This is a genomic window from Paenibacillus filicis, from assembly GCF_038070315.1.
GTDB lineage: Bacteria > Bacillota > Bacilli > Paenibacillales > NBRC-103111 > Paenibacillus_G > Paenibacillus_G filicis.
Window position 1 is genome coordinate 72,997 of sequence record NZ_JBBPCC010000021.1, and the last position, 24,958, is coordinate 97,954.

At 53.6% G+C, this 24,958-nt stretch carries 23 protein-coding genes and 1 pseudogene; 5 read left to right on the forward strand and 19 right to left on the reverse strand.

All coding sequences use genetic code 11. The features are described 5' to 3' along the window. Positions 1 to 45: 45 nt before the first annotated feature. The 6 genes from WMW72_RS26470 to cymR form a co-directional block, all read right to left on the reverse strand. Positions 46 to 1,116, reverse strand: coding sequence for an AI-2E family transporter (locus WMW72_RS26470; protein ID WP_341418592.1), 1,071 nt, complete (start codon positions 1,114 to 1,116; stop codon positions 46 to 48). Between the two features lie 233 nt (positions 1,117 to 1,349). Next, positions 1,350 to 2,432: an LLM class flavin-dependent oxidoreductase gene (locus WMW72_RS26475; protein ID WP_341418659.1), complete on the reverse strand. Its 1,083-nt coding sequence runs from the start codon at positions 2,430 to 2,432 to the stop codon at positions 1,350 to 1,352. Between the two features lie 212 nt (positions 2,433 to 2,644). Then, a complete protein-coding gene (locus tag WMW72_RS26480) occupies positions 2,645 to 2,842 on the reverse strand; it encodes a hypothetical protein (protein WP_028549805.1) in 198 nt (65 codons plus the stop codon). A 10-nt stretch (positions 2,843 to 2,852) separates the two neighbouring features. Then, entirely contained in the window at positions 2,853 to 3,389 is a 537-nt protein-coding gene (locus WMW72_RS26485) for a PRC-barrel domain-containing protein (RefSeq protein ID WP_341418593.1), read from the reverse strand. A gap of 139 nt (positions 3,390 to 3,528) precedes the next feature. Beyond that, the gene (locus WMW72_RS26490) at positions 3,529 to 4,680 is read right to left on the reverse strand and encodes a cysteine desulfurase family protein (RefSeq protein ID WP_341418594.1); all 1,152 of its coding nucleotides are present in this window, start codon (positions 4,678 to 4,680) and stop codon (positions 3,529 to 3,531) included. A gap of 85 nt (positions 4,681 to 4,765) precedes the next feature. After that, on the reverse strand, positions 4,766 to 5,188 hold the full coding sequence (gene cymR / locus WMW72_RS26495) for a cysteine metabolism transcriptional regulator CymR (protein ID WP_341418595.1): 423 nt from the start codon (positions 5,186 to 5,188) through the stop codon (positions 4,766 to 4,768). 166 nt (positions 5,189 to 5,354) lie between these two features. Between cymR and mnmA the strand changes: the two genes are divergently transcribed. Continuing rightward, positions 5,355 to 6,440 carry a tRNA 2-thiouridine(34) synthase MnmA gene (gene mnmA, locus WMW72_RS26500; protein ID WP_423227602.1) on the forward strand — a complete coding sequence of 362 codons (1,086 nt, stop codon included), beginning with the start codon at positions 5,355 to 5,357 and terminating at the stop codon, positions 6,438 to 6,440. 92 nt (positions 6,441 to 6,532) lie between these two features. Here mnmA and WMW72_RS26505 read toward each other — a convergent pair whose 3' ends face one another. The 7 genes from WMW72_RS26505 to WMW72_RS26535 all read right to left on the reverse strand — a co-directional run bounded on the left by WMW72_RS26505 (position 6,533) and on the right by WMW72_RS26535 (position 12,462). Beyond that, entirely contained in the window at positions 6,533 to 7,873 is a 1,341-nt protein-coding gene (locus WMW72_RS26505; protein WP_341418597.1) for a TrkH family potassium uptake protein, read from the reverse strand. A 75-nt stretch (positions 7,874 to 7,948) separates the two neighbouring features. Further along, positions 7,949 to 9,487: an MDR family MFS transporter gene (locus WMW72_RS26510; protein WP_341418598.1), complete on the reverse strand. Its 1,539-nt coding sequence runs from the start codon at positions 9,485 to 9,487 to the stop codon at positions 7,949 to 7,951. A 72-nt stretch (positions 9,488 to 9,559) separates the two neighbouring features. Next, positions 9,560 to 10,294, reverse strand: coding sequence for a bactofilin family protein (locus WMW72_RS26515; protein WP_341418599.1), 735 nt, complete (start codon positions 10,292 to 10,294; stop codon positions 9,560 to 9,562). A gap of 5 nt (positions 10,295 to 10,299) precedes the next feature. Next, positions 10,300 to 11,058, reverse strand: coding sequence for a polymer-forming cytoskeletal protein (locus WMW72_RS26520; protein WP_341418600.1), 759 nt, complete (start codon positions 11,056 to 11,058; stop codon positions 10,300 to 10,302). A gap of 6 nt (positions 11,059 to 11,064) precedes the next feature. Then, on the reverse strand, positions 11,065 to 11,688 hold the full coding sequence (locus WMW72_RS26525) for a YhbD family protein (protein ID WP_341418601.1): 624 nt from the start codon (positions 11,686 to 11,688) through the stop codon (positions 11,065 to 11,067). A gap of 141 nt (positions 11,689 to 11,829) precedes the next feature. Further along, a complete protein-coding gene (locus tag WMW72_RS26530) occupies positions 11,830 to 12,042 on the reverse strand; it encodes a helix-turn-helix domain-containing protein (protein ID WP_341418602.1) in 213 nt (70 codons plus the stop codon). Between the two features lie 63 nt (positions 12,043 to 12,105). Beyond that, positions 12,106 to 12,462, reverse strand: coding sequence for a hypothetical protein (locus WMW72_RS26535; protein ID WP_341418603.1), 357 nt, complete (start codon positions 12,460 to 12,462; stop codon positions 12,106 to 12,108). A 205-nt stretch (positions 12,463 to 12,667) separates the two neighbouring features. On the opposite strand from WMW72_RS26535, the gene WMW72_RS26540 reads away from it, so the two are divergent. Next, a complete protein-coding gene (locus WMW72_RS26540; RefSeq protein ID WP_341418604.1) occupies positions 12,668 to 13,111 on the forward strand; it encodes a helix-turn-helix domain-containing protein in 444 nt (147 codons plus the stop codon). Positions 13,112 to 13,347: 236 nt separating this feature from the next. On the opposite strand, the gene WMW72_RS26545 is transcribed toward WMW72_RS26540, so the two are convergent. From WMW72_RS26545 to WMW72_RS26570, 6 genes and pseudogenes are all read right to left on the reverse strand, one after another. After that, positions 13,348 to 14,730: a hemolysin family protein gene (locus tag WMW72_RS26545; protein WP_341418605.1), complete on the reverse strand. Its 1,383-nt coding sequence runs from the start codon at positions 14,728 to 14,730 to the stop codon at positions 13,348 to 13,350. Positions 14,731 to 15,082: 352 nt separating this feature from the next. Further along, positions 15,083 to 15,592, reverse strand: coding sequence for a PCYCGC motif-containing (lipo)protein (locus tag WMW72_RS26550; protein WP_341418606.1), 510 nt, complete (start codon positions 15,590 to 15,592; stop codon positions 15,083 to 15,085). A gap of 27 nt (positions 15,593 to 15,619) precedes the next feature. Beyond that, positions 15,620 to 16,885, reverse strand: a complete 1,266-nt coding sequence (locus WMW72_RS26555; RefSeq protein ID WP_341418607.1) for a replication-associated recombination protein A — start codon at positions 16,883 to 16,885, stop codon at positions 15,620 to 15,622. Between the two features lie 440 nt (positions 16,886 to 17,325). Next, positions 17,326 to 17,985, reverse strand: a pseudogene (locus tag WMW72_RS26560) (ABC transporter transmembrane domain-containing protein); the annotation flags it as partial. A 76-nt stretch (positions 17,986 to 18,061) separates the two neighbouring features. Next, positions 18,062 to 19,072: a phosphotransferase enzyme family protein gene (locus tag WMW72_RS26565; RefSeq protein WP_341418608.1), complete on the reverse strand. Its 1,011-nt coding sequence runs from the start codon at positions 19,070 to 19,072 to the stop codon at positions 18,062 to 18,064. Continuing rightward, entirely contained in the window at positions 19,038 to 19,616 is a 579-nt protein-coding gene (locus tag WMW72_RS26570) for a serine/threonine-protein kinase (RefSeq protein ID WP_341418609.1), read from the reverse strand. The genes WMW72_RS26565 and WMW72_RS26570 overlap by 35 nt, the downstream gene beginning before the upstream one ends. Before the next feature lie 181 nt (positions 19,617 to 19,797). Between WMW72_RS26570 and WMW72_RS26575 the strand changes: the two genes are divergently transcribed. The 3 genes from WMW72_RS26575 (at position 19,798) to WMW72_RS26585 (ending at position 24,793) form a co-directional block, all read left to right on the forward strand. Continuing rightward, positions 19,798 to 21,147, forward strand: coding sequence for a glycosyltransferase (locus WMW72_RS26575; RefSeq protein ID WP_341418610.1), 1,350 nt, complete (start codon positions 19,798 to 19,800; stop codon positions 21,145 to 21,147). Positions 21,148 to 21,311: 164 nt separating this feature from the next. Further along, positions 21,312 to 23,627 carry a CotS family spore coat protein gene (locus WMW72_RS26580; protein WP_423227606.1) on the forward strand — a complete coding sequence of 772 codons (2,316 nt, stop codon included), beginning with the start codon at positions 21,312 to 21,314 and terminating at the stop codon, positions 23,625 to 23,627. Positions 23,628 to 23,647: 20 nt separating this feature from the next. Then, positions 23,648 to 24,793 (forward strand): glycosyltransferase family 4 protein, encoded by a 1,146-nt coding sequence (locus WMW72_RS26585; protein WP_341418612.1) that lies wholly within the window; start codon positions 23,648 to 23,650, stop codon positions 24,791 to 24,793. Positions 24,794 to 24,958 lie beyond the last annotated feature (165 nt).

The window sequence follows — 24,958 nt, forward strand, 5'->3', positions numbered from 1 at the left end:
GCTGGATAGCGGAGACTGTCAACTGGCCGCCGGCCACTTTGGCCGCTACACCGTACGCTTATGTACATAGTACAGGAACAAGTGCTGCAGGATCACCTTCATCACCGCAAAAAATGGCACGGCCAGAATAAGCCCTGGCACTCCGGCTACTTCTCCGCCTACAAGTAGTGCAAAGATAATAAACAGCGGATGCATCTTGAGCGACCTCCCTACCACCTGCGGGGAGATGACATTGCCCTCTAGAATCTGGCACACCATATTCACTACAATGACCAGCAGCACCATCTTGATGGAGACCGTCGATGCCACGATCAGAGCAGGTGCCGCTCCGAGGAACGGCCCAAGATAAGGGACAATATTGAACACCGCCACGATGCTCGCCAGCAGCAGCGCGTAGGGAATACCTATCGCCCAATAACCGATGTAAGCCAGCACGCCGATGATGACACAGACGGTGAATTGACCCCGAATGTAGTTGCCGAGTGCCGTATCGATATCCATCAGCATCGAAACCAGCTCCTTGCGGTGCGTCTTGGGCACGATCGCCAGCGTCGTTTTCTCCAGCAGTTGAAAGTCCTTCAGCATATAGAACGAAACGAAGGGGATGATGAAAATCATGAACAGCGTATTGATCGTGTTGCCAATGCCGTTGATGTAATCCGCAATCGCCGAGGACACGCTGGCCTCCAGCTTAGATAACGACTGGTTGATCCCGATCCGGACGCTGTCCGGCAGAAATTGCAGGCCGTTCAGATTGTCCACCAGACTTTGTGCGCGGAAGGAGACATCCGGCATATGCTGGTTCAGCTCCGCGAGCTGCTTGACGAACATCGGGATGACATTCATCAGGATTACGGTCATGGACATGATGAACATGGCATAGATCAGGAGCACCGCAATCGTACGGGGCACCCGGCGGGCGCCAAGCAGCGATACGACGGGATTCAGCACATAGGATATGATCAGGGCGATGATGAACGGCGTCAGAATTTCCCGGAGAAATACATAGACCCCTGTAATCATCGGCCGAAGCTGCATCAGCAGCAGCAGGATAACGAGCCCGATCAGCACATAGACCATGCCCAGCAGAATGCGGTTTTTCGGCAGTTTGTCCATCGGCTTCCTCTCCTCGGCCGCATGGGCAGCGGCAGGTTTCCATTTTCTACAGTAGACAGTATATGTACAACCTTCCTTTCTTAACCCATATTTCGGCGGGACAGAAGAGCCTTTGATGGAAAAAGGACTGGGGCGAATCGGTAATGAACCGACCCGCACCCAGTCCTTAATTCCTTTCGATCTCCAAGCATGTCTTGCTGATGTCCGTATGGATGCTTCGTTATCCCCGCTTCTCAACGCGAGGATACGATCACTTCCCCTTGCTGCAACACCGAAGGGTTCGTGCTCCATACTGTGCTCGGAATTTCACGGCGCAGCACCGGAATCACATCCTTGGCAAAGCGCTCGAGCTGCTCGTGCTGCTCCGCTTCGGTAAGTCCGTCTACGCCGATGCTTAGCACTTGATGCCCGTAAGCTTTGTGGTAATTAAGAATTTTTTCGATCACGAAATCCGCGCTTCCCACCAGTATGGGGCCGTTCGCGAGATTGTCATCAAGATCCTTGAAAGGCGTCTTGTTGTGCTTCGAGGATGCGGTGGAGTGAAAGGCGTCATAGTAAGGACGAAACCGCTTGACCGCTTCTTCAGACGTATCCGCCAGATACAGGCTCCCTCCGCCTGCACCTACCACGGCATTCTTCGGATCATGACCATAGTGGGCCAACCGTTCCCGATAATGATCGATCAGCGCTTTGTACTTAGCCTGTGGATGGAACGTGTTGGATGAGAAAATCGGCTCTCCGTATTTCGCCGCAAGCTCCGTCGAGAGCGTGCTTGATGCACTGCCGTGCCAAACTGGGATGGATGCTTGATAAGGTCTGGGCTGCGTAGTCACTTGATGCAGCGGCGAGCGGTAACGTCCTTCCCAGGTGACTTCCTCTTCGTTCCAGAGCTGTTTGAGCAGCGCGTAGCGTTCAGCCAAGGAATCCCATTGCTCTTCCTCGGTAATGCCGAACAATGGGTAATGGCGCGGATCGTTGCCTTTGCCGATGATCAGCTCCAGCCGGCCGCCGGAGAGATGATCCAGTGTCGCATAATCCTCGGCTACACGTACAGGGTCCAGCACGCTCAATACCGTCACGGTGGTCAGCAGCCGGATTCGCGAGGTTTTGGCTGCAATTGCCGTCAAGACCACTGGAGGCGAGGAGGATAAGAACGGAGCTCCGTGCCGCTCCCCTATGCCATAAGCGTCAAACCCAAGCTCCTCGGCAAGTACAGCTTGTTTCAATATATTCTGATATTTCTGCTGTGTAGTGAGTGTCTCGCCTGTCACAGCGTTAGGGATATTCATCACAAGGCTGGATAATACAAATTTCAGAATGACCACCCCTTCATATCATATTATTAATGTAGGAATACTTTATTTAATTATATCGGTCTGGAATGAGCTTGACTAATTGAAATTTCCTATTCAACGATTAATAATCTCAATTTTCTTCCCGCTGCATGCCAAAAACGCCGCAAATCCAGCAAGCCCGGTTGGGCCTCAAGGATGCGGCGTTCCATATGCGTATCTAGCATGTACATTCGTTAGTTGGCGTGCACTTGCGGCATTTCCTCTTCGAAGAAGAGATCGTCCAGCGAGCTGAGCGTACCGTCTTCCTCTACTTGGTATACGGACATTTTTTCACCGTTCACGGTCAGTTCGATGAAGCAGCCCCAGCAATAAAACTGGTGCGAGCCGATTTTGCCAATATCTTTGGAGTTGCAATTTGGACAACGTAACATCGGTATCACCCTATTCTTCTTTTGGTACGAAGATTTCCTCCAATGCCTCGCTTGCGTGAACGGGAACAATCAAGGCATCCTCGCCGACTTTGACCGAGTCCGGCATTGGCAACCACTTGCGCCCTTCTTTGAGATCTGAAATGAAACCCTCGGTTACTTCATAACCTATTACTTTCCTACCCGATTCCTCATCCAGGTAAACATCGTCGACTATTCCGAGCTGGTGTCCGTTGACGGTAACCAGCGGCAGCCCCTTGATGCGGCGGCTTCCACCGAGCAGCATCCTCCACGAATCTGCAGCCTCCAGCGGTTTGATGAGATCTTCACGCTCGATCGTTACGGCATCGTCGCCGACCGCTATGACACCTTCCCATTCGACGCCATTCGCCTCCTGGAACCAGTGCCCGTCGCTGAGTATGAAAGCGCGAACCTGCCACTCGCCATCAAGCAGCACATCCTTCACAGCACCTACTTGCTTGCCGGTCTGCACGCAAATCACGGGCAGCCCGATCACATCTCGGGTTCGCTTCAACCGTAATCTCTCCATTCCGGGTTTGAGCCCAAATTGAGAGCATCGCCTCGTTGTCCTTGACAATCGCCCGACTTACCTGCACAGGGTAAGTTTTTAGGCGAAGACGGCTGCCCCACCGGCAATACCAGGAAAGGACATTTGCCGACAATGAAACTTATACCTTACTACGCAGACGCCGCACGACGGTTTCAACAATCTGGGCGGCGCGGACCATCTGATCCGCATCATTGCCTGCCCCGAAACTGAAGCGGATCGCCGAGCCTGCTCTCGAATCCGGCAATCCCATCGCACGCAGAACATGAGACGTCTCCAGCGACCCTGACGTACAGGCGGATCCGCTGGCAGCAGCTACTCCAGCGAGGTCCAGATTCATCAGCATCGTTTCCGTAGCGATGCCCGGGAAGCTGACGTTCAGAATATGCGGCAGCCGCTCAACCGGATGTCCGTTGATGAGAAAGGCTTCCTTGCCAAGTCGCAGTTCGAGCTCATGGACCAATCTACTACGTAGTGTTTCCACTTTCTCCCTAGATTCATACCTGTTCCGTTCAAATAGTTCCACCGCTTTGCCAAACCCGGCAATCCCCGGGATGTTCTCCGTGCCTGGGCGGCGTTTGCGCTCCTGCGAGCCTCCGTAGCCTTGCGGGATGAAACGCGCGGTTCTAGCTATATACAACGCGCCGATCCCCTTGGGACCGTTTAACTTGTGCGCGGAAAAGCTCATGAAATCGACAGGAAGCTCGGATAACCGGATGGGTACGTAAGCCAGCGACTGAACGGCATCCACGTGAAAAACGATGCCCCGTTCGCGCGCAAAGCTTCCGATCTCCTCGATCGGCTGCAGCGTACCTACTTCGTTATTGCCATGCATGACGCTGATCAGAACGGTGTCGGGCCTTACGGCCTCCCGTATAGCCTCTGGCGAGACTTGTCCGTATTCGTCTACCGGAACGTACGTCACTTCATAGCCAAGCTTCTCCAGGCGCTCGCAGGCATGCAGCACCGCATGATGCTCGATCTGCGTCGTCACAATATGAGCGCCACGGCTGCGTCCGGCTTCTGCCGCGCTATAGATCGCCAGATTATCGCTTTCTGTACCTCCGGACGTGAAAATAAGCTCGGAGGACGAGCAGCCGACAAAAGCGGCGATTCGGTCCCGAGCAGCATTCAGTGCGAGCTTCGCTGCGCGACCGGCTCCATGCATGCTGGACGCGTTGCCAAAGCTTCCTGTCCAGTAAGGCAGCATAGCCTCTACCACTTCCGGATGCACCGGCGTTGTAGCGGCATGATCCAAATAAATCGTGTCCAATTGAATTCACCACATTCGTCCCGCATTGATTTGCAACGGATTGAGAGTAAGGGTGGCAAGCCTTAGGAATAAGGCCTGCCCGGGTCTAAATATAAAACATGTAGCTGTCGTTCTGGCTGCCTTCGTCCTTGAACGAAATCAAGTCCTGCAGCGACGTCGAATCCAGCACCTCGGCGATCCCGTCGCGAATGCGAATCCACAAATGCCGCTTCGCCGGATCATCCTCTTCCGTAAAGTCGACCGGACTGATCGGCCCTTCCAATACCCGAATCACATCGCCAGCAGAAATCTCCTCGGCGTTCTTCGAAAGTATATAGCCACCGTAAGCGCCGCGAATGCTCTTGACCAACCCGGCGTTACGCAGCGGGGCAACCAATTGCTCTAAGTAATGTTCGGAAAGCTGATGCTTTTCCGCGATGCTTTTCAGTGAGGTGGGGCCTTCTCCGAAACGAGTCGCCAGTTCCATCATGATGGTCAGCCCGTAGCGGCCTTTGGTAGAAATTTTCAAGTCAAGCACCTCATTCACATATCATACATTATAGTATCTTTTCTATGGTAACATAAATCCGCTTCCTATGGGAGACTAACCTTGCTATATTGATGAAATTATTTTGTCTTCTCCTCAAATGGTTGTATAATACATACCATGTCACACGCAAAGCGAGGGAATGCACATGAGTAAACCACGTATCGTCCTTGGGATGTCCGGAGGTGTCGATTCCTCCGTATCCGCGCTCCTGCTGAAGGAACAAGGCTACGAGGTGATCGGCGTATTTATGAAAAACTGGGACGACACCGATGAATTCGGCCATTGCACGGCAGAGGAAGATGCCGAAGATGTACGCCGGGTATGCGATCAGATCGGTATCCCCTATTATACGGTAAATTTTGAGAAACCATACATGGATAAGGTATTTGCCTACTTCCTGGACGAATACCGCAAGGGGCGCACCCCGAATCCCGATGTGATGTGCAACCGGGAGATCAAGTTCGGTGAATTTCTGAACAAGGCTCTGGAGCTTGGCGCAGACTATATCGCCACGGGTCATTACGCCCGGGTGGAGCAGTCGGACGGCAAGTACCGCCTGCTGCGCGGCGTTGACGCCGGGAAGGATCAGACCTACTTCCTCAACGCGCTGAACCAGTACCAGCTGTCCAAAGCGATGTTCCCGATCGGTCATCTGCCGAAGCCTGAGGTACGGGCCATTGCCGAGAAAGCCGGTCTGGCTACGGCCAAGAAGAAGGACAGCACGGGCGTCTGCTTCATCGGCGAGCGGAACTTCAAGGAATTTCTGAGCGGCTATCTGCCGGCCAAGCCCGGCGAGATGAGAACGCTGGAGGGCGAGGTCAAGGGACGTCACGACGGACTGATGTATTACACGCTCGGTCAGCGTCAAGGACTCGGTATCGGCGGCTCAGGCAACGGAGAGCCTTGGTTCGTAGCCGGCAAGGACCTGGAGCAGAACATCCTGTACGTTGTCCAAGGGGAGAAGCATCCTGAGCTGTATTCCAAGGCACTACTAGCCTCCGAGCTGAACTGGATCGCTGGGGAGCCTCCTCAGACCTCCATCAAGTGTACAGCCAAATTCCGGTATCGCCAGCCCGATCAGGGGGTTACCGTTCAGTTTCTGCCGGACGGCCGCTGCGAGGTTGCTTTCGATCAGCCGCAGAAAGCCATTACTCCCGGACAGTCCGTCGTCTTCTACGATGGGGACATCTGTCTCGGCGGTGCTGTTATCGATCAGATGATTCAGGCCTAACACCCTAAAAAACCGTCAGGATTCGCTAGAATCTGACGGTTTTTTTGTAATTATTTCCCGGGCTATAATGATAATGGGCTTGTCCCAGACGGCTAACCGATTGTAAGCTTGCCTTCCGGATAGCGGAAAGGCTCTTTCTTCGGATTCGGCTGCAGCGCATAGGCCAGGGTCACAATACCCACTCGTCCGATAAACATCATCAGAATAATGATCACCTTGCCGCCTGTCCCCAGCTCCGTCGTCAGCCCTCCGCTCAGCCCTACCGTGCCGAAGGCCGACACCGCCTCGAATAAAATGATCAGGAAATCCTGCTGCTGTACAGCCGATAGCGCCATGGTCGAGGCAACGACGCAAAACAGCCCAATAAAGCAGAACGTCGTCGCTTTATAAATATCGCTCTTGGCGATGCGGTGGCGGAACAGCACCACATCTTCTTTGCCCCGGATCATAGCCAGCAATGCACCGACCAGGATCACGAAGGTCGTCAGCTTGATACCGCCACCCGTCGAGCTCGGGGCAGCTCCGATAAACATCATGATGATCATCAGAAACATCGTCGCCGACCGCAGCTGGGTAATGTCGACGGTATTCACCCCAGCTGAGCGAAGGCTGATCGATTGGAACAGGGAAGCCAGCAGCTTGGAATCCAAGTCCAGCGGACCGAGCGTCCGGGTGTTCGTAAACTCGAAGATGAAGATCAGCAATGCCCCGACCAAAGTCAGCGCAGCCGTAGCGGAAAGCACCACCTTGCTGTGAAGAGACAGCCTGCGCGTACGGCGGTAATCCACCAGCTCGGCCAATACGATAAATCCGATGCTTCCGAGCAGGATGAGCAGCATGGACACGACATTGATCCCCCAGTCGTTCACATAAGGGGTCAGATTGCGGTACCCGCCCAGCAGCTCGAACCCTGCATTGTTGAAGATGGATATCGCGTGGAACACGCCGTAATAAGCCGCCTGCGGCAGCGGCATCTCGTAGGACCAGCGGTACATGAAGTACAGCGCCGCCACACTCTCGATCAGCGCCGAATATAGCAACACCCTCAGGATCAGACGAACGACGCCCTCGATGCCCGACAGGTTCAGCGATTCCTTCAGCATAATCCGGTCGCGGAGCGAGATACGCTTGCGCAGAGCGACGGCGAACCAAGTGACTGTCGTCATGAATCCAAGCCCGCCAAGCTGGATCAGTCCCAGAATGACCAATTGTCCGAACGTCGTAAAATAAGTGCCGGTATCCACGATGACAAGTCCCGTTACACAGGTCGCAGACGTCGCCGTAAACAGCGCGTCGATGAACGGCGTGTGCTGGCCGCTCTCCGCAGCAGCCGGCAGGGACAGCAGCAGCGTCCCGATCGCAATAATAAGCGCAAAGCCCGCCGCAAAGACGCGCGGCGGGGTCAGCTTCAATCCCTTGAATCTACGGGCCAACTCTTACCCATCTCCTTGCTCTCGTCCTCAATCATGAATCGTTAGAGCAAGTATACCATGTCTTCCGTCATTTCGTTACTCCCCCTGCGGGCCGTTAGCTGCCTTGGCATGGTTCATCCGTTCCGGGCCCATGGTCAGCGCGAAGACGAAGGCAAGCACGGCAGGTACGATGGCCCACATGAAGGCGTACGTGATCGACTCCGACAGCACGCCTGTAATTTTCTCCAGCACCGGCGCCGGAATGGAGGCTCGGGCTTCCGGAGAGAGCAGCGCCCGCGGATCGCTGGAGAAACCGCCTCCGGGTAGTCCGCCCCCAGCCCCTGGGCCGAAAGCCTCTCCAAGCCCTGACGTAAAATGATTGCGCTGAATCAAGCCGTAGATCGTAATCCCGAGCGTCATTCCCAGCGTCCGGACGAAGGACATCGTCGAACTGGCCGAGCCGCGGCGGGTTTCGTCGAACGGATGCATGGCCGCCATGCCGAGTGTGGAGAACGAGGCGCCTACCCCCAAGCCGACAAGAATCATATAGACCGTCAATACCCAGCGCGGTGTATTTCCCGTAATCGTAGCAAGCAGCACGATGCTGATGATGAAAAGAATCGAGAAGATAATCATGACGCCCCGAAAGCTCATCCTGCCCGAGCCGGCCAGGAAGCCCCCAGCCTGCGCCGTCACGACCGTTCCCAGCATCATCGGGAGCAGAATCAGGCCGGAATTGGTCGCCGAACCGCCGAATACTCCCTGGATGAAGATCGGGATATAAACCGTAGCCACGATAAACGCGATGCCCAAGAAGAGGCCCACCAGGTTGCTGCCCGCATACAGCTTATTGCGGAACATATCGAACGAGATGATCGGCTCCTCCACCCTTCTCTCAATAACCAGGAAGAGCAGGAACAGAACGATGAAGCCCGCAAATAACCCCAGAATTTGTGGAGAGCTCCATCCGTACGTATGACCGCCCAGCTCCAGGCCGAACATCAGACAGACAATAGCCCCAACCAGCGTAACGGCGCCATACCAGTCGATCTTCTGAGGGGCGTGCCGAAGGGATTCCTTATAGAAAAGCAGAATGCAGCCCAGCGAGACAAGACCGATCGGCAGGTTGATATAAAACACCCAATGCCAGCTGATGTAATCGGTGATGTAAGCGCCGAGCAGCGGTCCGAAAATACTGGACATGCCGAACACAGCCCCGAATAAACCGGATACCTTCCCCCGCTTCTCCGGAGGGAATACGTCGAAGATAATCGTGAACGCGATCGGCATCAGCGCTCCGCCGCCGATGCCCTGAATCGCCCGGTACAGACTGAGCTGCTCGATGCTTTGCGCGGTGCCGCATAGGGCGGAGCCCAGCAGAAACACGATCATGCCGAAGACAAAGAAACGCTTGCGCCCGTACATATCCGACAGCTTGCCGAATATGGGCATGCCGGCCATCTCCGCGACCATATAAGCGCTAGTGACCCAGACGAATTTGTCCAGCCCGCCGAGCTCCGAGACGATCGTTCCCATCGCGGTCGCCACGATGGTATTGTCCATCGCAGCGGTCAATATGCCTAGCATTAATCCCGCTACAACGAATCCTAACTTAGGTTGAATGGCATTGGCCATATCGGACTACTCCCCATTCCTCTATATGATGTTACCAGTCTACAGATTTAGTCTGCCTGTTGCAGGGGAGTTTTAGCCGATTCTCCGGCTGTCTGTGACCTTGGCCTCCGGGTGCTGATCATAGGATTCGCTATATTCCACAACTCCGATCTCACAGCCTGGACCCAGCTTTACCCGTTTGCCCCGGACAACGCCCGCCTTGGTCGATTCCAGATAAATATCATCGCCCTCGATCGTCTCCGCGATTAAGTGATCGCCTCCGAAGATCAGCGAACGGACCCATTGGCCGAACGGGCTGTTTCCCGAGGGCTTGCGTACTTCAATCGTTTCTCCTCCGATTTCCTTCGCCTGGCATCCCGCATACAACTCCGCTTGGAGGGATCCGATATTCAGCAAGCCGTCGACACGGAAGCTGCCGCAGGAGCGGAAGCTTTCCGCCTCCAGGGAGCCCTTCACGCCCAAATATCCGTTGACCTCCACACTCTCTCCGGACAAGCCCGCGCCTACCTTCATATGTCCGTCGACGCGCAGCCGCCCGGCTCCCAGGAACCCCCCGACCTCCGCCTTGCCGTTAACATGCATATACCCGGCTTCCACGTCCTGCTCGAATACCGCTAAGCCATTCACGTCAACCTGCCCGGAAGCAACGACCTCACCCCGCACCACGGATCGCCCGTTCGACGTGAACGTAGCACAGTCGATGTTCCCGTTCACGGATCCATGACCGTTGATCGTCACATTGCGGTACAGCCCTCCTCCGGCGCCTCCCATGATGCCGTCTATGTTCAAATCCGCTCTGACCGTCATCTGATTCACTCCAATCCATGGCCGGTTTTGATAGCTTCCGCTACAGTGGACCCGGCTTCATTATGAAATTCATGGGTATATTCAACCTGCTGGATCCGGCAACCGGGACCAAGCGTCACGTGTTTGCCCCGCACAACCTTGGCATTTGTATACTCTACGTATACATCGTCACCTTCTATCGTTTCCGCGTCCAGGGTGCCCTCATAGAAATCCGCAGGGAGAAAGAACGATCCGATCAGCTTTTTCAGCATCGTGCCTTCGGCTCTCCGCACCTCGATCCGTTCGCCTCCGATCTCATGAGCGGTGCAGCGGCTGTGCATGCCTATGTGAACCAGGTCGGCTGTGACCAGTCCGCCGATTCGGAACATCCCCTTGATGCCGAGTGTCTCCGCTTCGCAACGGCCCTTGATATGGAACGTACCCTCCATCTGAATCTGCTCGCCGGCCACATGGCCGCGAATGGTGGTCTCTCCGTTGGACTTGATCTCCTGGGCTTTTACATTTCCCCCCACCTCAAGCCTGCCGTTGACGGTAGCCTTCCCCGTGTCCAGATCGCCGTCCATATCCAGGTTGCCGCTAAGTCCGAAGGAAGTGCTCTTCAGATCGCCAGATACCCGGGCTGTCCCTGTACACCGGAAGCTCATGCAATCCACAGAACCCTGAAATTGGGCATCGCCTACAATCTTGATATCCTTAAACACGCCGCCGGAGGAAGTACCGTTGCCCGTAACGTTAAGCGAATGACGCGTTTCCATATAACTCATCCTTTCCTAGCTCAGTTTGAGTTTCAATTCCTCAACGCATGCAGCCGTATGCAGCCTGGCTACGATCTTCGTGCCCGGCTCGAACCAGACCACTTCCCCCTCGGCCATGACGAAGGAAGATATGCCCATCTTGCGGATAATGGCCAGCACCCAGGGCTTTCGATCCAGGTCAGCTTCCCGCTCCTGCAAGGTCTGAAGCATCATTCGCCCTTCGTCCAGGTTAATCTCCCCGGAATGCAGCAGCTTGTCGAGCATATAGACGACCAGCACCCGTTGGAACGAGAGTGCCGCTTCTTCCCCGAATAGAGGGGTGAATACATCCAGGGACACCTTCGAAACAATGTTTCGTTCCAATAAAACAGATCGTTGCAGCGGTAAATCATCCATCACAGGGGAAAACACATCCGCCAGCTCATCCAATGACAGACCGTCCTTCATATTTACGATTTTATCAATACGGGCCAAGATGCTCCGCTTCGGAAAAAATGTCTCCTGCCCCGTGAAGGTCGACTTCCGTATAAACCACTCCTCCGGAATGAGCTGCTTCCGCTTCCAGCGGTACAGCTGCCCATAAGAGATACCTTTCAGTTCCAGCAGCTCTTTCTTGGAAATAAGCTCTTCATCGCTCATCGTATCCTCTCGCCTCCTCTTACAATGTAACATAACACTGTTACGTTGTAAATCAAAAAAAGAAACTGATCTGAATCAGATCAGCCGTATACTTTACTGCTATAATGGAACCTCCATGGGAACTTGCACGTTCCCGGCCTGTTACGCAGGCTGACGAATCGTATCCGGATCAATACCTAGCTCCGTCATGATTTTCGATAAATACTTTTTTCCTGAGCGTTGTCCATACAAGATCAGATTCAAATACTGATCACTGGTGCCGATTTTTTCCGCCAGTTGTCCCTGAGTCATTCCTATATCGATCAAGCGCTTTTTGACCTCTGCTCCCAGCGGCGTTAGCTCTCTCTTATTCAACAGGCATTTCCTCCTCGCGTCATTTTACGCTTGCCGGCATGTTCTCCCTCGCTCTGATTCGAATCAGCTCATAGTCAGAGGGACAGAAGGCGGTGAGGTACGGCGCTTCGGCCACGGGGCATGTCTCTGATGAAACCCGGTAAGCCCTGGCGTCATAGATCTAACGGCCTGCAGCCTCTGCACCGGCAACGTTCTGATTTCCGTTTGTTTGGCAGCAGTTCTGGACAAAGCCAGAGAAAGCTCCTCATAAAAATCCGGCGCTTCAATATGCAGGACCGAGGAAAGAACGTAAGCTCGTGCCGATGCTTCGTGATACCCGACGGCACAGATCCCATACGGCGTATGCACAGCGATAATCTCCAGCTTCACGCCGTCGAGCTCGTGCCATTCAAAGTTGCTTGCCTGTCCTTGAGCGAGCATCTCCGTTCACCCCCTTTCTCTATAGCCGAAACAGCAAAATCATCAGTCAACGTCAGGTTTGACCACCTATCGTTCGGACATAATGTATGATAAGCTTTTTTTGTGATGTAAAAGTAAATCTAAAATCAGTTTATATGTATATTTACATTTAGTCAAATGTAAATATGTTAATTTACATTAACATTTCAAGGGGGGGTTGAGTCTCTTGGACACATTGGGAAAACGAATAGCCTATTTACGGGAATCCCGGCATTTACGTCAGAAAGAACTGATGAAGCTGCTTAATTTCAGCAATTTGAGCCGTTTCGAAAAAGATAGTATGAAGCCGGGCATCGATATTATCTTGTCAATCGCGCTCTATTTTGACGTGACGACAGATTGGCTGCTGACCGGAAGAGAGAAGTGCGTCGATGTAAATTTACACCATAATTCCGATTTTTCTCCTGAAGAGATTGAACTGCTGGCAAAAATCCGCCAACTGCTGCCGGAGGAACGCGTACGTATCGATGGTCTTGTCGACGGGTTGTTGTTGGGAAGGGAGATCCATGGCCAAAGCCGTGCAGAAGGAAAAATGTCACCCATCTCGCGGAGTGGGCGGAGTAGCGAAGACGAACAGGCTGCGGCAAACGAAACAAGGGGTACCGCTTGATTTTTTTGCAGCTATTTGATGTAATTTTGAATCACTTCTTCATTACAACCGTATTTACCTGACAAATAAAGCGCTGTATGGCTTGATTCTTCAAGGCCTGCAGCGCTTTATTGATTTTTCTTGGGCCAATATCAATCCAGACGTGCCCGCATCTACAGAGCATCTAGCAGCTTCGGCCAATATGCGCTGCCGGCTCCCTTGACGGCAGGCCACGCCTATTGTTCTCCAGAGCGGGACTAGCTGCAGAAGGTCTCCTTCTCGGAGTCCGGATGCGCCCGGATAATGAGAATCCGCGAGATGCGCAGATGGTCGACCTCCTCGATAATGAAGGACCAGTGCTCTCCCCAGCGGATCTGCTGCTCCTGGACAGGAGGCATCTCGACCTGTGAATAAATCCAGCCCCCTATCGTATCGTAATCGTCCGTCTCGATATTCAATCCGAAGAAAGCGTTCACTTCTTCGATCAGTAACCGGCCGTCTATCGAGTGAACGGCTTCATTCCGGCGTTCGATCTGCGGTCGCTCCTCGTCGAATTCGTCCTGAACCTCTCCGACGATTTCTTCGATGATGTCCTCGAACGTGACCAGCCCGCTCGTGCCTCCGAACTCGTCAATGAGAAGCACCATTTGCGTTTTCCTCTTCTGCATCAGCTTGAGCAGAGCACTGATCTGCATCGACTCCGGCACCTTCAGAATCGGACGCACAATGTCCTGCATATCCACCGGATCGTCGGACAGCTTGAGCAGATCCTTGATATGGATAAATCCTACGATACTGTCCTTATCCGGCTTGCACAGCGGATAGCGTGTATGCATCTCACTGATCGCCAGCAGCTTGTTGTCTTCATACGATCGCTGGGCATAGAGGCAGGTCATCTCGGTCCTGGGAATCATGATCTCCCTGGCTGTCGTCTCTGCAAACTCGAAGATATTGTCGACCAGCGTCATCTCCGTGTTGGCAATGTATCCACGCCGGTTGCTTTCTTTCATCAGGGAACGGATCTCATCCTCGGTATGGGCGCCACGGCGCTCTTCCGCCGGGTCGATGCCGATCAGGCGCAGCAGCGCATGGGTTATGATCTCCGATAGACGCAGCAGCGGATGCAGCGCTACGGCGAGCCAAGTCAGGGTCTGGCCAGGCCAGACCGGAGACTGCGCAGGCCTATGGAGCGCATAAGCACGGGGCAATTGCTCTCCCAGCGTAAGCTGCAGCAGAGCGAGCAAGGAGAACCCGGCTGCAGCGGCAAGGGCATACACCGCCATCGCAGGCAGTCCCAGCGGATGAAGCAAGGGCTCCAGCAGCTCCGCCAGTCCTGACGATCCAAGCCACCCCAGGCCCAGCGTCGTCAGCAACATGCCCGCTCTGAGCACGCTCGCGTGCAGCTGAGGGCGGCGCAGCGGGGCCGGGACTCTCCCGGCTTCTCCGGCCTGCTCCCTCTCCTCCCTTCCCCATGGCTCCGCATGGGCTGACTCCCCGGAAGGGAGCTGCACAGGCTTCGTGCCCCCTCCCGGAGATGCTCTTGCCATCCCGTATTGGGCAGCAGCGAGCAAGCTGTGGATTCCAACCAACAGAATAGCCGACATGATGTACAACCAGATGGAGAACGGATCGCCGCTCAAGCCATACTCACCTTCCTAGCCGAGGATGCCTTACCTGATCATCCGGATTTTATTACTATTACCTTATACAACCGGAGTTTGGCCTAGAACGGAAATACAAGCCCGTATCGACAAAAACGATCCATAATGGAGTAATTCCGTCACGATATCCATTCCAGATATCAACAAGACCGAACGAAGATAGTCATTGATGCCTCGTTCGAAGCTGATTCAGGCGGGGATCCGTTTTTCTTACGTACCACCGTTGTCAAACAATAGCTGCAAACAAAAAAACGCTCAATCCCGCAGAGCCTGCGGAATTGAACGCTATCTTACCTACGCGACTCTTGCTGAAGCCTCAGACCTGCTCCAGCTAGGCCGACGGCATCGGCGTCTTGGTCGGCTTGGCGTATCCTTGCTTGTACGTCTGGTCGATCGTCTGGCGGATTTCCAGCAGCGACTTGCCATCCTGCTTCAGCTTGATCGACTTCACGGCGATCTGCAGGCAGACGCCGCAACGGGTGCCATGGTCATCCCAGACGATAGAGCCGTCTGGTTTCACTTCTTTGACGAAGCAATTCATATTGCTCTGATGTCCGGCGCTTTCGCCGCAGCCACAGTAGCACGGCATCCACTTGAGGATGTCGGTAGCGTGTCCGGCCGCCTGATAGACGAGGCGGATCTCCTCCGTCTGCTTGTCCAAAAATTTCGGCAGCACGGCGGCAGATGCCGTGGTTTCCTGAATGTCGCCATTCGCCATCTGATGCTGCTCATGCCCGGCATGCGTGCCGGCCGCTTCGGGCTTCGGCGAGCAGGCCACCGCGATGGAAGCGAGCAGCACGAGGGCGAGCGCCGGCTTGATCCGGGAGTGAATAAGTTTCATTGGATTCAGTCACACTCCGTCTTAGATTTACTTCGTACGCTTCTCCTGATGCTTCACATAGATCTTCCCCTCCACCCCGGCATTCTGCGGGGTATAGAACCGGGTATGCTTCAGTTCCTGAGGCATGTACTGAATGACCGCACCCGGGTTATCGATCGGATTGATATACGTTTTGGTCCCGTCGCGGATCTGCGCAGGCACCTCGTAGGCTCGGTGATCGCGCACCGTTTGCAGCGCCGCATTGATGCCTTTATACACGCTGTTCGACTTGGGGCTCTCGCACACATAGACGACCGCCTGCGCGAGCGGCAGCCTGCCTTCCGGCATACCTACGAACTGGATCGCCTCCTTGGCCGCCACAGCGACCTGCAGCGCATTCGGGTTCGCCATCCCGACATCCTCGCAGCTATGCACGATCACCCGGCGGATGATATACATCGGGTCCACCCCGCTGTCGAGCAGACGGGCCAGCCAGTAGAGCGCCCCGTCCGTATGACTGCCCCGCATGCATTTGCACAGCGCCGAGGTCAGGTTGTACATGTCGTTCGTGCTGATCGTATTGATCCGGGTCGCATACGCCTCGCGGACAGCGGGAAGCTCGACGACATCCGAATCGAACGTCGAGAAGACAGCAGCCTCCAGTGCATTGAGCGCATTGCGAAGGTCTCCGTTGCAGATGTCTGCCAGGTATTCGAGCGCATCGGGAGCCATCGTCAGCTTCAGCTTGCCTAGCCCGCGCTCCGTATCCTCCAAGGCCTGCAGCAGAGCCGTCCGAATCTCGCGGTCCGTCAGCGGCTGAAGCTGGAACACCCGGCAGCGCGACACGAGCGGAGGGATAATATCATGCTGTATACTCTCCGTCGTACAGCCGATCAAGGTGATCGTGCCGTTCTCGACGACGGGCAGCAGCGATTCCTGGATATTGCTTTTCATCGCATGAATCTCATCGATAAACACAATGGTCCGCTTATTGTACAGCTTCTTCATATCCCTAGCCTTCTCGAACGTTTCCCGCAGCAGCGCGATGGTCAAAGAGACGGCGTTCAGCTTGATGAACTCAGCCTCGCTCAGATAGCTGATGATCGTGGCCAGCGTCGTCTTGCCGCTGGAGGGCGGCCCCTGCAGGATCATCGAGGGAACCTTGTCCGACTCGATTAGGAGGCGCAGCGTCTTGCCCTTGCCAACCAGGTGGGTCTGGCCGATATATTCGTCCAAATTCCGCGGCCTCATGCGCTCGGCTAGCGGCATGTACTCCTCGGCGGAGGACTGCTGATTATAATCGAATAAGTCCATACCTATCTACCTTCTTCGTAACGGAATCTTATTCTATTGTAGCATATTCCTTGACCTGGAATCTAAATGCCGCTGAATCGCCATGACAAAGCAATAAGGCAAGGGCCTACGCCTGGGAATATCTAGTGAAAATGCTCTTGTCCGTTTGGACATGCATACACTGCCTCCCGAACGAAGTTCGCTAGCTTTACCCGTCTGGAAGATAAAAAAATCCCCCGATTTCTGAACTGAAATCGGGAGAGTCTTTGGACTTGGCTCACAGAATTCGCCACTTCTCAGGCTAACTTAAGCTTGACTGGAGATCTGCCAGGCGGTCGATGGCGCGTTGGATCTCGGCCTCATTCTCCGGATCGAGCTAGGCCGTCGTCTCGTCCAGGCAGCACGATCGGCGCATTATTCAGCAGAGCGCGGGCAATCGAGATCCGCTGTCCACTGCCAGCCGGAGGCTCATCGGTTCCGGGTATCACCGGTTCGCTCAGCAGCTTGGCGATGCGCTCGCCCGCCTGATCGTGATACCGGAATTCAGCGTAAATCACAAGTGCAGACGTGAGCGGGTCGAATATACGCTTGCCCACGATCAGGAAGGACACGAAGGTGATCAGGTCGAGCTGGCCTTCACTGAGCAGATGGACCCCCACCGCTACCATCAGCTTCAAGCCTGCGCTGATAAAAGCGATGGCGCTTAGGACGATCGGACCGAGCAGTCCTTCGATCCGGATTCTCTGACGCATCAGTTCCTTGAATGACTTCTCCAGGCGCACGAAGCGCGTTCCGGTCAAATTATAGGCTTTGATGACGCGGATACCGTTCAAGTATTCCTGCAGCCAGATCAGCCCCACTGCGATCGAGAGGGCGGCGAACAGGGCCAGAGCCATCCGCCAATCGAGCCAGACTAGCCCCATGATGGCTAGCAGCGGCATCAGGAGCGGGCCGAACATCTGCGGCACCAAGTGAGAAATGCCATGCTCGACAATCGTGAAGTCGCCCATCATCGTATTCGCCAGATGCCCGGGGTCGCTGCGGCCCAGGTAACCGAGCGGCAGCTTGCGCAGATGCTCGGCGAGCCGCGCTCTTCCTTCAGCAGCTGTGCTGTAGGCCCCGTTAGACAGCAAATCCCTAGCAGTGATGCTGGCCATGCGCCACCTGGCAACGGCCCGGATTCATTTTGGCGGCCTGCTACCCGACATCCTCCTCATCGTTGTCCTCTACGAACTCCTGCCCCTCGCTTGTCAAGCCACGCAACCTCTGGCCGCCGTCTTCCAGCAGCCAACGGATTAACGGAAGCTGTTTCCGGTATTGTTTCCGCCATTTTTCCTTCGGATTCGCAGAGTACGCCGAATAACATAAGAAAAATAAGGCCACTTTGGCTACAGCAACGGGCAGTATAGTGGCTTCTTCCTCGGTCAGGGAGCCATATCCTTTAAGAAAATCTCGGTCGAACGATCTGGATTGCGCCGGCAGCAGCATATAGATGACCCACAGAGCATAGGCGACATCATGAATCCGGTACCCCTGCTCTACGAAATCAAAATCCAGAACGCACACCACCTCATCATCGGCGTATCCTTGATTCCAGAAATGCCAATCCCCGTGTACGATCGACCGCTCAAGTCCCTCTTCGGCAGACTCAAAAAGCTCCAAAATTCGCTCGCTAATCAACCGGATCTTTTCTAACTGGTACTCCGGAATGTCAGGGACTTCCTCCAATAGGCTCAGCGCATTCAGAAAATAAGCTCTGTCCTTATTGAAGGACCATTTGGGCTTTGGCTCGACCGTTACCGCCTGCAGTGCATCATGAAAGTGGCGGAGCATGCGCCCGCTGGCAGTTACCTGTCCCTTCTTGTTTTCAAAGAGTCCCATTTCCACGAACCGTGTAACCTGCAGCAGCCTCCCCTTACAGTGAATGTACGGCTCACCCTCGGTGGAAACCAGCGGAAGTACAACAGGCAATCCTGCTTTACGGGCAGCCGTGAGCACCTTCTGAAGAGACCTCAAATGAGCAGTCGTACTGGAGCTATTCAATACGCGGACGACAAACTCTCCTTGATTCGTTTGCAGCTTGATATTCACATTATAGGATCCCCCGATAGAACCCTTGACCTGCCTGCTGTTGCCCAAGCGAAACCGTTGACAAATATAGTCCAGAATGAACTCATTGTTCAGGCTGAACGACCCTGACATGCCCATAACGTCCGCCCCTCTTCAAGAAATAATGGTTCCAGTCTCCGAGCATCACAGGATCCATCTCTTTCATATAATCCGCGAATCGATCCAGCTGCCCAAGCTTTTTCAACTGCTTGAATAGGAAATGGGGTACATTGCTTGTCTTGACATAGGCATGGACCAAATCAATGATCTTGAGACTTCCCTCCTCGGGAATAAGAATATGAAATAAGGCGATGTCCCGTCTGGTGAACTCGAGCCTTTTCATCTCCTTAAGTACTCCGTGCAGCATCTCCGCTTCTTTCCGGGTCATTCTTTTCTTTCTTTTCAGACGCTGGTATAAGGTCTCTCCCTGCACATATTCCATAATTAAATAGTCCGGCCCCGCCTCATACAGCTTGGGGGTATATTCTGAATGCTGAGCGCGAAGGTATGCCTCGTGCTCTTGACGGGCATGAACATGCTCCTTATATATCTTGATGCACCGTTCAGGTGAAATTCGATAGACCTCTCCTTGCTTGCCACGTCCAATCAACACGGCATCATGAGTGAGATATCGCTTGCTCAAGTACGCCCACCACCAGAAATTAGTTTTGTACTCCACTATATTCGGTATGTTTCTATAATTACTGGGACGAAGGTGTATTTCATATAATTTTCCAGTAAATCCGCACGTGCACTATCAAGGACATTTGAACGGACATATGCATAGGAGGAGGTACAGCATATCCGAATTTGGAGGTGATGAAATGTTAAACAAAAAACGAGTGTCCCCCAAACGGCCTGCGTATCCCAAAAAAAGAAAGGCAACGCCCCGCCGCTTAAAGAGACCCAGACCCCCGTCTATCTCGTTTCTTCCCCCTATACCGGCGATCTCCGAGCTGCTGACGCCTGTGGAGCTGCCTGCTCCCAAGGACGTGCGAAGTTCCACGGAAATGCCCCGCATCCTCATGGTCATGGATCAATTCAATATCGGCGGCACAGAAACCTATACCCTCACGTTGACGAGGGAGCTGCTGAAGAAAGGCTACACCGTCATGGCAGCCGGCAAAAAAGGAAAGCTGCTCGATAGCTTTCTTGGTCTGGGCTGTCCGTGCTTCGAGATCGATTTTGTCCTTGACAATTTCAAGGAAAATCTGCTTCAGCGCCGTGCGAACACCGAGATCCTTCAATCTATTATCAGAACCGAAGGTATCGATCTGGTGCACACCCATCAGATTCCTTCGGGAGGTGTTGCCATTGCAGCAGCAAATGAATTGCGGGTACCTGTCGTCTTTACGGTACACGGCACCTACTATGACCGAGAATTCCTTCACTCCGTCTGCAGGGGAACGACACTCACCAGCGTCAGTCCCTCCGTCCAACTCATGCTCCAGACCCGAGGAATTCACCATTCGTTTTTGATCCCTAACGGCATTGATCCCCTGGAATTCTCCACAGTAAGCCCGACTTATCGTGCTTATCTGAGACAAAAGCTGGGTATCCCTCCCTCTGCTCCTGTCGTGATGTATGCCGGACGTTTATCCTGGGAGAAAGCTGACATCTGCAACGAAATCATTCACGCAGTTTCCGCGATGCGGGGGAGCAGCCATCCCAACTTGCATTGTCTCATCGCAGGAGGAGGACGACAGGAGGAGCATGTATTCAAGCTTGCAACATTGAAGCACCGCAAAGCAAAGAAACGCTTTATCCATCACGTCGGAGAAGTTCTGAATATGAAGACGTATTACGCCATCAGCGATTGCATTATCGGAACAGGGAGAATTGCACTGGAAGCGATGGCATGCGAGCGGCCGCTCGTTGCAATCGGCAGCAAGAGCTTCTTCGGTCTGGTCAACCCGGATCATTATGAAGACGCCTGGGACAGCTGGTTCGGAGATCACGGAGGGAACCGCGGACTACTGCGCTACCAATTGATTGAACACCTTCGCACAGCACTGGATATGGATGAAGTACGCAAGCGCAAGCTCGTGCAGGATGGAAAGGAATGGGTAAGCGCTATGTATCCCGTTTCTCAAACAACTGCCAAGATGATAGAAGTCTATTCACATGCCTTAAAGGGTAACCCTGCAGAAATCCGCAAGGAGGCTCTACAATAAACGACCTGGATGGAGTGATGTAGGTGGAAGAGTATCGAATCGGGCCGTGGGATCAACTTACGGATACCCTGCCCCCAGGCACGGTCCTGGAACAGTATGTTCCCCCCGAACTGGAGGAATTGGCCAGAACGGTAAGTGCACATTACGACATGGAATTACACGGTATGACACTGATCACGTCAAAACCGGATAAGGGCGGCGCCATATGGAAGATTGATACGAATCATGGACCCCGCAGTCTTAAGGTACTGCACCGTGGACCGGCACGCAGTCTGTTCAGTATAGGTGCACAGGATTATCTGGTTCAGCAGGGAGCGCGTGTTCCTGCTCTACTCCCGAATAAGGACGGTCAACATTATACGGAAGCTGGCGGTAAGCTATGGATCGTAACCGAGTGGGTTGAGCCGCTTGTTCCAGTGTCGAAGGTTGACTTGGAAGGGGCAGCGGAACTCTGCAAAGGACTTGGTGAATTTCACAAAAAAAGTCAGGGTTATGAGCCTCCGTTTGGTGCTGCTCGTTCATCCCGTCTATACCGCTGGCCCAAATATTATGAAAAAATAATTGCAAAGATCGGATGGTTCCGCGATATTTGCCACCTCTACAACGAATATCCTGCAAGTGCATCGCTGCTCGCTGTAGTGGATCAATTTGAGCAGCAGGCCCGAGATATCTATGAACGGTTTCAGCAATCGCCGTACTATCGGATGACCGGTGTGGGAGAAGCGCATTTTGGGCTTGCCCACCAGGATTACGGTTGGTCTAACGGGCAGATGGGACCGGGCGGTATCTGGGTCATCGACTTGGACGGCGTAGCCTATGACCTGCCTGTCCGAGACCTCCGCAAGCTGATGACCAGTACGATGGATGATATGGGCAGCTGGGATTTAACCTGGCTTCGGGGGATGATTGCCGCTTATCACGAAGGAAATCCGCTTGATCGGGAAACCTTTGAAATTCTATGGCTCGATATGGCGTTTCCCAATGAATTTTACAAACATGTCAAAGAAATCGTCTTTGAGCCCGAGATCTTTCTCCAAACGGATCTGGCAAATATTCTTCAACGCGTCCTGACTGTAGAAAGTACCAAATGGGAAGTATTGCAGGAGCTTGAGCATGATAAGGAGAACTACGCTCCCGGAAACTACTCGGAACTAGCAGAGAGGAAACCATCCTGGACGGAAAGAGTGTTGGATTACGACAACCTGGCGGCGCCGGGAGCATTCGACGGCTTGCTGAAGGAGCGGCCCATTTCCCTCCCTTCCGAAAACTACTCCATCTCCCCAGAGAAAGTCGACGCTTTTACTCCCGATGATGATATTTTTGATCATTCCCTTATTGCCGAAGAAGTCTTGCAAGTGCCACAAGCGGAGCAAGAACATGAACCTCCGTATGCTGACCAGGTTCAGGAGGAACCGTTCGCTGAGCACGTTCGCGAGGACTCGTTTGCTGAACACGTTCACGAAGAATCGTTCGCTGAGCACGTTCGCGAGGACTCGTTCGCTGAACACGTTCACGAAGAATCGTTCGCTGAGCATGTTCACGAAGAATCGTTCGCTGAGCATGTTCACGAAGAATCGTTCGCTGAGTATGTTCAGGAGGAATCGTTCGCTGAGTATGTTCAGGAGGAATCGTTCGCTGAGCACGTTCACGAAGTTCCTTACGCTGAGCACGTTCACCTAGTCCCTTACACTGAGCACGTTCACGAAGTCCCTTATGCTGAGCATGTTCACCAAGTCTCTTACGCTGAGCACGTTCACCAAGTCCCTTACGCTGAGCACGTTCACCAAGTCCCTTACACTGAGCACGTTCACGAAGTCCCTTATGCTGAGCATGTTCACCAAGTCTCTTACGCTGAGCACGTTCACGAAGTCCCTTATGCTGAGCACGTTCACGAAGTCTCTTACGCTGAGCACGTTCACGAAGTCCCTTATGCTGAGCTCATTCAGGAAGGTCAGCACGCAGCCTGGAGTGAACCCGCTCTTCAATTGCCGGTCCACAGTTCTGCTGAACAGTTCTCCGTCCTGCCGCAGGAACAACTGGTTCATCACGTTCAACAGGTTCAGTCTGCTGAGTCTGTTCAACGGCCAACTGAAGTTCCCATCGTTGTGCATCTGCCGATCGCTGCCGCTCCTGTACCTTCACGCAGGCCAAGAAGACGTCGCAAGAAAATCATCCGCATCGCAAAGCCGCTGTCTGCCAAATCAAACAAGCGCAGTAAAGTTAATAAAAAGAGGAAGAGCGGAGCCAAGCGCAATGTAATCTCTAAACTACAGCGGAAAACAAAAACTACAAAGATTGTCAAACGTTCTACTCGTTCTATACATTCCGGCAACAAATCCAGAACAGCCTCAAAGGTCAAAGTTGTGTCCAGACCGATTGCGGCAACGACAAGCGCTCCTCTTAACTTGCGGAATCATGCATCCCGGCTAAAAACGAGTGCCGGCAAAACCAAGCTGAAGCAGCGTAAACGGACAGCTTAATCAAAGGAGGAAGAGGCAATTTGAACGTATTGATGATTTGTACAGAAAAACTGCCTGTCCCCAATATTCGCGGCGGCGCTATTCAAACGTATATTTGCGGCGTAGCCGGCTTTCTGGCACAGAAGCACAGCCTGACGATCCTCGGAAGAGACGATCCCGAGCTGCCCGCCGACGAATGGTCGGACGGCATTCGTTATATTCGTGTGCCGTCCGAGGGCACACTTGACATTTATGCCAAAGGCGTACTGGAGTTCGTCAGGCTTTATGGGGCGGAATACGATATCATTCATATATTTAACCGTCCCAAATTGGTCCTGCCTGTACGGGAGCTGGCACCGGGCGCCAGGATCATATTGAGCATGCACAACGACATGTTTACTCCCGAGAAAATTGATCCGCAAGAAGCGCAGGGCACCATCTTTCAAACTGAGCGGATCATAACGATCAGCAATTATATCGGGAAGTCCATTGAAAACTATTATCCTGAGGCAGAAGCCAAGACCAAGACCATCTATTCCGGTGTCGATTTATCCCGTTTTACACCGTGGTCCCAATCACTAGCCGTTCAGCACGACCGGGAAGCCCTCCGGGCCGAACACGGACTTAGTCATAAAAAAGTCATTTTATTCGTCGGCCGGCTTTCTCGAAATAAGGGGCCGCATGTGCTTGTGAGGGCGATGGGCCAGATTAATCATTCGGATGCGGTACTGGTGGTCGTCGGAGGTGCCTGGTACAGCGATCAGACTGTCAGCGATTATATTGCTTATATCAGAGCGCTTGCGCAAAAGTCACCCCTTCCTGTCCTGACGACAGGCTATGTGGATGCTCATCAGGTTCATCGCTGGTTTACGGCTGCTGATATCTTCGTCTGCACCTCTATATGGCAAGAACCTCTGGCTCGTGTCCATTATGAGGCTATGGCTGCAGGACTTCCATTTCTGACGACGGACCGGGGCGGTAACCAAGAGATCGTCATGGCCAACAATGGCCTGCTCGTGATGGACCCCGAAAATCCTGCAGAATATGCACAGAAGCTAAACCAGTTGTTGTCCGATCCGGATCTTTGCCGCCGGATGGGGGAACAGGGCCGCCGGCTCGCCGAAGAACGTTTCACCTGGCAGCGTGTAGCCGAGGATATTATGTCGGTATGGGAACGCCTGGCTTAATAGCGGATATTCCGCATCCGATCATTCGCAGCGGGGAGAATACCTCCCCCTTGTGAAAACTTTAGCCTCAAAATCTGGCTTGGCGGGGTATTTTCTATACTCCCCGTCAAGCCTATAGGCATGTCCCGCCGGTTAACCCGCACATGACAGACCCTATAAGCACCT